At 49.4% G+C, this 10,145-nt stretch carries 8 protein-coding genes; 7 read left to right on the top strand and 1 reads right to left on the bottom strand.

All coding sequences use genetic code 11. From position 1 onward, the window contains the following. Nucleotides 1-138 (bottom strand): MerR family DNA-binding transcriptional regulator (locus F1529_RS17375; protein ID WP_155137798.1); only part of this gene is annotated, 138 nt, incomplete at its 3' end. 72 nt (nt 139-210) lie between these two features. On the opposite strand from F1529_RS17375, the gene F1529_RS17370 reads away from it, so the two are divergent. The 7 genes from F1529_RS17370 to F1529_RS17340 form a co-directional block, all read left to right on the top strand. Continuing rightward, nucleotides 211-1,125: a cation transporter gene (locus F1529_RS17370; RefSeq protein ID WP_155137795.1), complete on the top strand. Its 915-nt coding sequence runs from the start codon at nt 211-213 to the stop codon at nt 1,123-1,125. Nucleotides 1,126-1,165: 40 nt separating this feature from the next. Further along, nucleotides 1,166-1,522: a hypothetical protein gene (locus F1529_RS17365; protein WP_155137792.1), complete on the top strand. Its 357-nt coding sequence runs from the start codon at nt 1,166-1,168 to the stop codon at nt 1,520-1,522. Nucleotides 1,523-1,588: 66 nt separating this feature from the next. Continuing rightward, nucleotides 1,589-2,860 (top strand): TolC family protein, encoded by a 1,272-nt coding sequence (locus F1529_RS17360; RefSeq protein ID WP_155137789.1) that lies wholly within the window; start codon nt 1,589-1,591, stop codon nt 2,858-2,860. A 43-nt stretch (nt 2,861-2,903) separates the two neighbouring features. Continuing rightward, a complete protein-coding gene (locus tag F1529_RS17355; RefSeq protein WP_155137786.1) occupies nt 2,904-3,911 on the top strand; it encodes an efflux RND transporter periplasmic adaptor subunit in 1,008 nt (335 codons plus the stop codon). Nucleotides 3,912-3,923: 12 nt separating this feature from the next. Further along, complete coding sequence (locus F1529_RS17350; protein WP_155137783.1) at nt 3,924-7,037, top strand: efflux RND transporter permease subunit; 3,114 nt, start codon at nt 3,924-3,926, stop codon at nt 7,035-7,037. 80 nt (nt 7,038-7,117) lie between these two features. Beyond that, nucleotides 7,118-7,993: a cation diffusion facilitator family transporter gene (locus F1529_RS17345; protein WP_155137780.1), complete on the top strand. Its 876-nt coding sequence runs from the start codon at nt 7,118-7,120 to the stop codon at nt 7,991-7,993. Between the two features lie 782 nt (nt 7,994-8,775). Further along, nucleotides 8,776-10,145: S9 family peptidase (locus tag F1529_RS17340; RefSeq protein WP_155137777.1), on the top strand; the 1,370-nt coding region annotated here is incomplete at its 3' end.

The following is a 10,145-nucleotide window of genomic DNA, read 5'->3' as shown; positions in this document are numbered from 1 at the left end:
CTTTTCGAGAGCCGGTGTGTCGTACACCCGGAAATTACCATCTGTCCTTGCCGGAGCAGAAATCAAACCTTCCTTTTCGTAGTAGCGGATGGTCTGAATGGAACACCCACTGCGTTTTGCTAATTCACCAATCTTCAACCACGCCACCACTTGACTCTATAGTTACTATAGAGTTTAAGCTTGCAGACATCGTTATTTCAAGGTCTATTTATGACATCTGACTCCTCACAATGCTGCGGCTGCCAAAGTGACGAAGCGGGTTCACAGCCTTCAGGATCAAACCTGCAACCGGATAATACTTTTGTGACTCTGAATAACATAAGCGTCTTCGAAGTGCCTCAGATGGACTGTCCTTCTGAGGAGAACCTCATCCGCACGGCATTCGCAAGCTTTGGGGATGCCGTCGCCTTCGAGTTTGATACCCCCAAGCGGAAGGTGCGTATTTATCACTCCAATTTGCCGGAAAAGGTCGAAACGACCATGAAATCCGTGGGACTTGGCGCCCGCTGCCTATCGCTTGAACAGGTGGATGCTGAAAGCGCAAAAAAGAAGATACGAGAAGAGACAAAGATTAACGATTCACGAGAAGCCTGCGTGTTGAAGTGGTTGCTCGCAATTAATGCCATGATGTTTTTCTTTGAGCTTGCCGTGGGCATTGTGGCACAATCTGCGGGGCTAATCGCGGATTCACTGGATATGTTTGCCGATGCTGCGGTCTACATTGTAGCGCTCTATGCAGTGGGCAAAGCGGCGCAAGCCAAGCTTAAAGCCGCGCATTTATCCGGCTGGCTCGAAGCCGCCCTGGCAATGGGTCTTTTAATTGAAGTGGTCAGGCGCGCCTTTATGGGAAGTGAACCGGTCTCTCTGCTAATGATGGGGATTGGCAGTCTGGCATTAGTGGCTAACGCCGCGTGTCTCATGTTGATTTACCAGGTGCGAAATAATGGCACCCATATGAAGGCCAGTATGATTTTTTCGGCTAATGACGTGCTCGCCAACGCGGGGGTTATTCTTGCCGGAGGTCTGGTCGCGCTAACGGGATCGCAAATTCCGGATCTGGTCATTGGTGTTATTATTGGGCTTGTGGTGTTAAACGGTGCTCGACGTATTCTTATGTTAAGGTAGTGTGATCGCCATGACTCAGAAAATAGATAAATAGATTTCAATGCTGAAACGTGTCCTGACATACTTTTTGCTTACGCTGGTTGTTTTGCAATCCGCGGTGGCCATGGGCGATGCACATCAGTTGCACCAGTCCGGCGCTGAGCACCTTGTATTTGATGATACCCATCTCCATGACGATGGACACGTTGCCGACGCTCAGGCTAATCACTCCAATTCATCCACGGCGGAAAATTGGGATTGTCATCACTGCTGTCATTGTCATGGCCATCTTTGCGCTGCCGCTCTGATTGCCACCGAGCGTGTGCATTTGGCCAAGCATTCTTCTCCCGTACCCGATTACGCTGAAAATACGTTCCCCGAAACCTACGAAACCTTCCTACGCCCTCCCAAAGCCTAAGTCCCCTTAAGCAAGAAGAAGCAACACCCGCACGCGCGGAAACACGACTTAATTCAGGACTTTTTCATGATAAATACCCTATTTTTCAGGTGTAAATGCACCTGGCTGTGGCTTGCGCTTCTACTATGCAGCACGGCGCCATCAGCGATTGCAGAAAACGTCGAGTCCACACTCTCGTTAAAAAAAGCACTGGCGTCGACGCTTGCGCAAAACCCTCAGCTGTACCAATACCGCTTCACCGCAGAAGCGTTGAGTGCCCAAAGGCAAACCGGTGCCTTGCGCCCGGCGCTAGCACTTGAGCTGGAGGTCGAAAACTTTGCTGGCTCGGGAGCCAATGAAGGTTTTGATGCCGCCGAAACGACTCTTGCACTTTCTTCTGTGATTGAGCTTGGAGGCAAGCGCCAGGCACGCATGCGTTTCGCGGATGCCCGTATCAATCAAGCGGAATGGGAGCAACAAGCGGCGACTCTGGATACGCTCGGCAAGCTCACCGAAGTGTATATCGAAGGTTTATCGACCCAGGCAAACCTTAGATTGGCAGAAGAGTCGTTGGCACTGTCCCAATCCATACTTAAAACCGTCAAAGCGCGCTCCGCGCGAGGGGCCACGGCTGAAGCGGAGGTGATGCGAGCGCAGGCGGCACTCACACGTTCTGAAATTCGTTTGGCGGCACTGCTAGAGCAGCTTGAACGTCAGAAAGTGTTACTCGCACGATTTTGGGGAGAAACAACGGCCGGCTTTCATTCATTAAGCGGTAGCCTGTTTGACTTCGGTGCCACACAAGATTTCGATCAGTTGTACACACGTGTTAAAAGCTCACCGGCCCTTCAAGTGCTCGCCAGTGAAGCCCGTATTCGCGATGCCGAAGTCACTCTGGCTCGTGCCAGTGGCCGCAGCGACTTAAGCTGGCGCGCAGGCATTAAACGTTTTGAAGAGACGGGTGATTCTGCATTCACTGCCGGTATCTCCATCCCCTTGTTCTCCGGTAAACGCCGCAGTGGCGACGTCAAAGCCGCGTTAGCCAATCGCAATGCCGTAGATTACGCCCAACAGGATTTGCTCCTAGTGTTGCACGCACGGCTTTTTGAAGCATGGTCGCTCAGAAAACAAAGTATCGCGGCGGCCAATCTTACCCAAAATGTCGCCATCCCCGCGTTGGAAAAAGCGCTCAAGCTCACCAACGAAGGTTTTGACAATGGGCGTTATCGCTATCTTGATCTCATCGCCGCCCAGGAAGAATTGCTTGCCAGTAAACAGGCGCTTATTGATGCCGCCACCACGGCGCTAATTAGCCAGGCCTTGATTGAACAGCTCACCGGCGAAGCCCTTAACCCCTAATTTTTGTTGGCCAGATCAGGTCTGGCCTCCGGAGTTTATATCGATGAAGAATTATTACTTATTGGTTATTTCTAGTGTGTTTTTTCTCTCGAACACACCCGCGTTTTCCGCAAGCGATCATAACCACGAACATGAAGCGTCCGAACAACACGCACCCCATCATGAAGAAGGTGACCATGACGAGCATGAAGATCATGTCGACCACGATGAAGACGGACATGATCACGATGAGCATGAGCACGGAGAAGAAAACAGCAGTCGTATTGAAGACAAAATGGCGAGTAAGGTGGGTATCGTTACCTCCGTATCCGGGCCGCAAGAGCTGCACCAAACGATCACCGTGTTCGGTTCCATTGTTTCAGCGCCGGAGCAAATGAGCCATGTGCGTGCGCGTTTTGAAGGCCTGGTCAAAACCGTCAAGGTCACACTGGGTGATCGCGTAAAAGCCGGCGACGTTTTGGCTGAAATTGAGTCGAACGAAAGCCTGAAAACCTACACCATCCGTTCTCCCATTACGGGGCGTGTTGTCCAGCGTCATGCCAATACCGGTGAAGTGACCCAGGATCAGGTTTTATTTTCTATTGCCAACTTTGACACGGTATGGGCGGAATTGCGTGTGTATCCCGCACAGCAATCTTCGGTCAGCGAAGGTCAGGCCGTCCACCTATTAACTGGCTCAGGCAGTGTGGCATCAACTGTAGATCATATTTTGCCGTCGATAGAATCACCGTATCAGCTGGCGCGTGTGAAACTCGCTAATGATAAGCAATCCTTGTCACCCGGCTTGATGACGGAAGCCCGTATTGAAGTGGGTCGTTTTTCAGTGGCTTTGGCCGTAGCGAAAGATGCCGTACAAACATTGGGCGGCCGCCAGGGCGTGTTTGTGAAACAAGGCGAGGAATATCGGTTTACGCCGCTGGTATTGGGCCGTAGTGATGACCATTTTTATGAGGTCGTTGAGGGGCTTGAAGCGGGCAGCGATTATGTCAGCCAAAACAGTTACCTGATTAAAGCCGATATCGAAAAATCCGAAGCTGAACACGAACACTGATCGAGGCACACTATGATTGATTCTATTTTGCGCCTTGCGATAGAGCGGCGCTTACTCATTTTATGTTTTATTTTTGTCATTGTCGGTGTGGGCGTATGGAGCTACCAAAAGCTTCCCATTGATGCCGTACCCGATATCACCAACGTCCAGGTGCAAATCAATACCGCTGCACCAGGCTACTCACCACAGGAGTCCGAGCAACGCATTACCTACCCGGTAGAAACCGCATTGGCTGGTTTGCCGAACCTGGCTTACACGCGCTCCTTGTCACGGTATGGCTTGTCTCAGGTCACCGTAGTATTTGAAGAAGGTACTGACATTTATTTTGCGCGCAACCTGATTAACGCTAGGCTCGGCGCGATTAAAAGTGTTTTGCCGCCCGGACTTGAACCGGAGATGGGCCCCATCTCGACCGGCTTGGGCGAGATTTTTATGTACACGGTACAGGCGAAAGCGGATGCGCGCATGGCCAATGGCGAACCCTATACAGCCACAGACTTGCGAGAAATTCAGGACTGGATTATCAAACCTCAGCTTGCGCAAGTAAAAGGCGTGATCGAGGTCAACAGCATTGGTGGTTACAACAAGCAATACCACGTCATGCCAGCCCCAGCAAAGCTGTTAATCTACAAAGTCAGTGTTGAGGATGTGATGCAAGCGCTGCAAGCGAATAATGACAATCGCGGTGCCGGCTACATCGAACGCAACGGTCAACAACTGCTGGTGCGCTCACCCGGCCAGCTTGGCACGATTGAGGACATTGGCAATGTGATCATCGCTGAACACGACTCTGTTCCGATCAGGATGAAGGATGTCGCGGACATCAGCATTGGCAAAGAACTGCGCACCGGCGCCGCGACACGGGATGGGGTGGAAACCGTGTTGGGCACCGCCATGATGTTAATCGGCGCCAATTCACGGACCGTGGCCCAGGATGTGGCTGCCAAGTTGGAGGATATTCAGGCCTCTTTGCCAGACGGTGTGATTGCCGAAGCGGTCTACGATCGCACTGCATTGGTGGACAAAGCCATTGCCACTGTTTCCAAGAATTTGTTGGAAGGCGCACTGTTGGTGATCGTTGTGCTGTTTCTTTTGCTGGGCAACTTCCGCGCTGCACTGATCACGGCAGCCGTGATTCCTTTATCCATGTTGATGACCATCACCGGCATGGTAAAAACCGGTGTCTCCGCGAATTTAATGAGCCTCGGTGCTCTGGACTTTGGTCTGATTGTCGATGGTGCTGTGATTATTGTGGAAAACTGTGTTCGACGTCTGGCAGAGAACCAACATGGCAATGGAAAGCAGGATTTACGTGAACGATTGAATACCGTATTCGACGCAACGTCGGAAGTGATTCGCCCGAGTTTGTTCGGTGTGGCCATTATCACCATCGTCTACATCCCGATTTTCAGTCTCACCGGTGTGGAAGGAAAAATGTTCCACCCGATGGCCGCCACAGTCGTCATGGCTTTACTCTCGGCGATGGTGCTATCACTCACCGTTGTGCCGGCCGCTGTCGCTGTGTTCATGAACGGAAAAATCAGCGAGAAAGAAAGTGTGGTGATTGCCAAGGCAAAATCCGCCTATCAACCGCTACTGAAACTTGCACTTAGATTTCGCTACGTCGTGGTGGGTTTTGCGTCGGTGCTGGTGGTATTTTGTTTGTGGCTTGCCTCTACGTTGGGTTCGGAATTTATTCCGCAACTTAACGAAGGCGATATTGCGCTGCACGCCATGCGCATTCCAGGTACAGGGTTAGAGCAAGCCGTGGAAATGCAGGAAATACTGGAGCAGCGAATTGCCGCTTTTCCAGAAGTGGACAAGGTTTTTGCGCGTATTGGTACGGCGGAAGTCGCAACCGATCCTATGCCACCCAATGTTGCGGACAACTTTGTCATCCTCAAGCCACGAAGCGAGTGGCCGGATTCGTCCAAGACCAAAGCCGAACTCGTTGAAGAGATGGAGCGTGCACTGGAGGAGTTGCCTGGCAACAACTATGAGTTTACCCAGCCGATTCAGATGCGTTTTAACGAATTGATTTCAGGGGTACGTGCCGATTTGGGGATAAAGATATTTGGTGATGATCTGGATCAACTGGTTCTGACGGCGAATGATGTCCTCAAAGTAGTGAATGCCATCGACGGCGCAGCCGATGCCCGTGTCGAACAAGTCACAGGCTTGCCCACACTTTCCGTCATTCCAAATCGCACAGCTTTGGGGCGTTACGGATTAAACGTAGCTGAATTGCAAGACTGGGTGTCCGCAGCCATCGGCGGTGAATCGGCCGGCATTATTTATGAGGGCGACCGCCGTTTTGAGCTGGTTGTACGATTACCCGAAACGACTCGCCGCGATATTGACCAACTGAAATTTCTGCCGGTGCCACTAAAAAACGGTGACTACGTTCCTCTGGAAGAAGTCGCAACCCTGGATATTTCACCCGCGCCTGCGCAAATCAGTCGAGAAAACGGTAAACGTAGAATCGTGGTTACGGCGAATGTGCGGGGTCGAGACTTGGGCAGCTTCGTCAAAGAAGTTCAAGAATCGATTCGTGAGAAAGCCGATATTCCCCCCGGCTATTGGCTGGATTACGGGGGCACTTTCGAACAATTGGAATCAGCCAGCCAGCGATTATCCATCGTCGTGCCGCTCACGCTCCTGGTGATTCTTGGAATATTGGTGATGGCATTTTCATCCTTTAAGGATGCGCTGATTATTTTCAGTGGTGTGCCGTTGGCGCTCACCGGCGGTGTGTTGTCGTTGTATTTGCGCGATATGCCGCTCTCTATTTCGGCGGGGATTGGCTTTATCGCACTTTCCGGGGTGGCGGTGCTCAATGGTTTGGTGATGCTCGCTTTTATTCGCCAGCTTTGGCATGAAACCGGGCAGTTAACTGAGTCCATTATCCAAGGCGCGATGATTCGCTTGCGCCCCGTGTTGATGACGGCACTGGTGGCGAGCCTTGGCTTTGTGCCGATGGCATTAAACACCGGCACCGGCGCTGAAGTACAGCGACCGCTCGCTACGGTCGTGATTGGTGGCATTATTTCATCGACAATTTTGACGCTATTGGTACTACCGGTCTTGTATCAGTGGGTTCATCGCCGAGAGGAAAAAGCAGCTTAGGGTGTGCAACTTGGAGTCTTGGCCCCGGCGTATACCGGGGCCATTTTCAAATAATTTTTTATCATGACGCGGGAGGTCCCATGCATTCTCATTCACACGATGATGAGAGCAACGCTCGAATCGGTTGGGCATTTTTTCTGAATGTAGGCTTCACGATCATTGAGTTTATTGGCGGGGTATTAACCAATAGCACAGCAATCATGGCCGATGCTGTCCACGATTTGGGAGATAGTTTATCGATTGGGCTAGCCTGGATATTGGCAAAACTTGGAAACAGGCCAGCGTCCCAAAATTTTTCATACGGTTATAAACGACTGTCATTATTAGGCTCACTGATTAACGGCATCGTTCTGATTGCTGGTTCAGCCTGGGTACTGTACCAATCCATTCCGCGTTTATCCGATCCGGAAATGCCGGTGACCGAAGGCATGCTGGCATTGTCGATTTTTGGTATTGCCGTGAACGGCTTTGCGGCATTCAAGCTCAGCAAAGGCAAGACCATGAATGAAAAAGTTCTCAATTGGCATTTGCTTGAAGACGTGCTCGGATGGGTGGCCGTTTTTGTTGTGTCGATCGTACTTATGTTTGTTGAATGGCCTATCCTGGACCCGATTCTGGCCATCGGATTTACCCTTTTTATATTGTTCAACGTATTACGTAATGTCGGTTCTACCTTAAAACTATTTTTGCAGGGTGTACCCGACAAAAACCTCGCTAAAAAAATTGAAAGCAAACTCAAATCGATCCCGGAGTTTCAAAGTTTTCACCATTTGCACTTGTGGTCACTTGATGGAGAGCATCATGTACTTACAGTGCATATTGAGCTAAATGCCAGTGTGTCGCTGGAAGATCAAAGAACTCTAAAGCAACGCTTGTCTCAGGAGCTGTCTGAATTCGATTTGAGTCATACCACGGTCGAATTTGAATTAGACAACGAGCATTGTCGAGATCAGTAGGGTGACACGCAAATGTACAGTTTTTTGTACCAGAACGAGCAAAATTCACCATAACCTAAAATAAGTCTTGATTATCTTATGTTACTTTAGTGCTGTCATTTCCCACTTCAAGCGCATAAGGTAGTATGTATATACATGGTATGTAATACAGTACGAAATATACCGAGAGGTGAGTGTTCGTGTAACCATAAGTTGGCCGGATTCTGATGGCATAGTTTGTCCGGCCTTTAAGGGGGGGGTTATTGCGGGTATGTGAGTGCCTACAATTGGCGCTCTGATAACCTTTGAATTTCTATAGCCTCAGACGGTAACGGCAAGCCCCGCGATCCAGAGAAAAATCCAAGTCCATATTATGTTGAAGGTTGTTGAAGCTTTTCACATAAGAATCTAAAAAGACTGAGTAATTGTTATCTAATTTTTAGTAAATAGTAATTTACTAATTATGGTGTCCCGGTGTTTGTTATTTATGTAAAGGGCCCTGCTCATCAACAAGATCTGGAGTGAAAAATAATGACCCAAAGGATTTGTCACAATAGAAGAGTGGAATGGCTGAGCAGTGCTTGATTGCATGATGAAATAGCTTTTAGCAATTAAGAAGGATGCCGATTTTATCAATGTGTGTTTAATTGATATTAAATGTTAAACGGGGTTGCCGCGGGTAGATTGTAGGCCAATATTTGTTTCCCCTTTTCGGGAGCCACGTTTGATTCAATATTCTCATAGAAATGAGACCGATGAATCATGGAGGTATAAAGAATAAACTATATGCTACGGAGAGCTGCGTGAATTTCCCATGTAAACATAATTGCTCCTATAAAGTCTTCCTGGTTTTTGCATTAACCTTTTTTCTGTCGGCTTGTGGTTCCGATTCAGATGCTGCTCGGGTCGACTTGACACCTAGTCAGCCATCTGAACCGAGAGAACCTATAGATACTGATGATCCAAACGAGCCAAACGAGCCAAATGACAGCGAAGAGGAGGAAGAGGAGACGGACCAGATCGAAATTTCTGCCTGTCGTGCAGCCATTTACCCGTCTTCTCAGTGGACGAAGTGTGAGCTTCAGAACTACAGGAAGGCAACAGAAGCAACATTTAAGCAGTTGTTAGATCCAAAGTTCCAAACGCGCCTCATTGCTCAGGGAGTAATAGACTCTTTGGTGTTTGTCAAAAGAACGCTAACTGACCCCTTCTGGAACAGTTTGCTAAACCTGTGTGGTTCGGTTATCCCGCATTGTGCTGGAGATCCCTTCCGACACCCAGGTTCAGACGAATGGTACGAAACCATAGGTACGTTTTATCCTGTGAACTTCTATGACAATGAAGGGGCCAGGATCAGTGGACGAGTATGGGGCCCTAAAGAGCCTGAACCAGGAAAAAAATATCCTGCCATTATTATAGTTAACGGATCTGTTCAAGCGCCGGAAACACTGTACTGGTGGGCTTCTCAGCTGTTGGTTGAGAATGGTTATATTGTAATGACATTTGATCCTAGAGGGCAGGGTTACTCAGATTTAACCGCTCCTGGCGGGAAGCTAGGAAGTAATGCAAACCCGGTTGTATTCCGAAGAAATTTGATTGATGCAATTGATTTCTTTTATTCGACCCCAGATAACGTGTATCCGCATAACTTACCGGGTGCCCCTGGTCCCAGGTCAGATCTGAACTTGGCTAAAACGACAGAATATAATCCGATCTACGAACTCCTTGACCCTGAGCGCCTTGGAATTGCCGGCCATTCAATGGGTGCAACGGCAGTCTCGGTTGTGCAAGGCGAGAGCGACTGGAAAGGAAAGATGCATGAAAGTAATCCTGTGAAAGCGGCTGTGGCCTGGGATAACCTCATGTTAGGAGATAGCCTGGATAATGTTGACGTTATTCCCAGAGTTCCAACAATGGGGCAATCTGGCGATTACTTTCTGGTCCCTGTGCCTCATTCCGAGCCCCCGACAGAAAACAAAAATGCAGGTGTTGATTTATGGCGCGACAGTGGTGTTGATACGTATCAAGTTAATATCCGGGGCGCGACACACTATGAATGGTCATTGATTCATCCATTTCCCTCATCTTACTGGGAGGGAGGGAAAATTATTGCCCCGGATGGTAGTGATATTGGTAAGGGATGGGCTAACCCTGTGGCCCAGTATTACACATT

Source organism: Alcanivorax sp. VBW004, from assembly GCF_009718865.1.
Taxonomy (GTDB): domain Bacteria; phylum Pseudomonadota; class Gammaproteobacteria; order Pseudomonadales; family Alcanivoracaceae; genus Alcanivorax.
Note: the sequence above shows the minus strand (reverse complement) of the source record. Positions and strands in the feature narration are given on the sequence as shown.

Coding starts and splice junctions, on each gene's coding strand:
- F1529_RS17370 (WP_155137795.1), top strand. CDS start 211: ATGACATCTGACTCCTCACAATGCTGCGGCTGCCAAAGTGACGAAGCG.
- F1529_RS17365 (WP_155137792.1), top strand. CDS start 1,166: ATGCTGAAACGTGTCCTGACATACTTTTTGCTTACGCTGGTTGTTTTG.
- F1529_RS17360 (WP_155137789.1), top strand. CDS start 1,589: ATGATAAATACCCTATTTTTCAGGTGTAAATGCACCTGGCTGTGGCTT.
- F1529_RS17355 (WP_155137786.1), top strand. CDS start 2,904: ATGAAGAATTATTACTTATTGGTTATTTCTAGTGTGTTTTTTCTCTCG.
- F1529_RS17350 (WP_155137783.1), top strand. CDS start 3,924: ATGATTGATTCTATTTTGCGCCTTGCGATAGAGCGGCGCTTACTCATT.
- F1529_RS17345 (WP_155137780.1), top strand. CDS start 7,118: ATGCATTCTCATTCACACGATGATGAGAGCAACGCTCGAATCGGTTGG.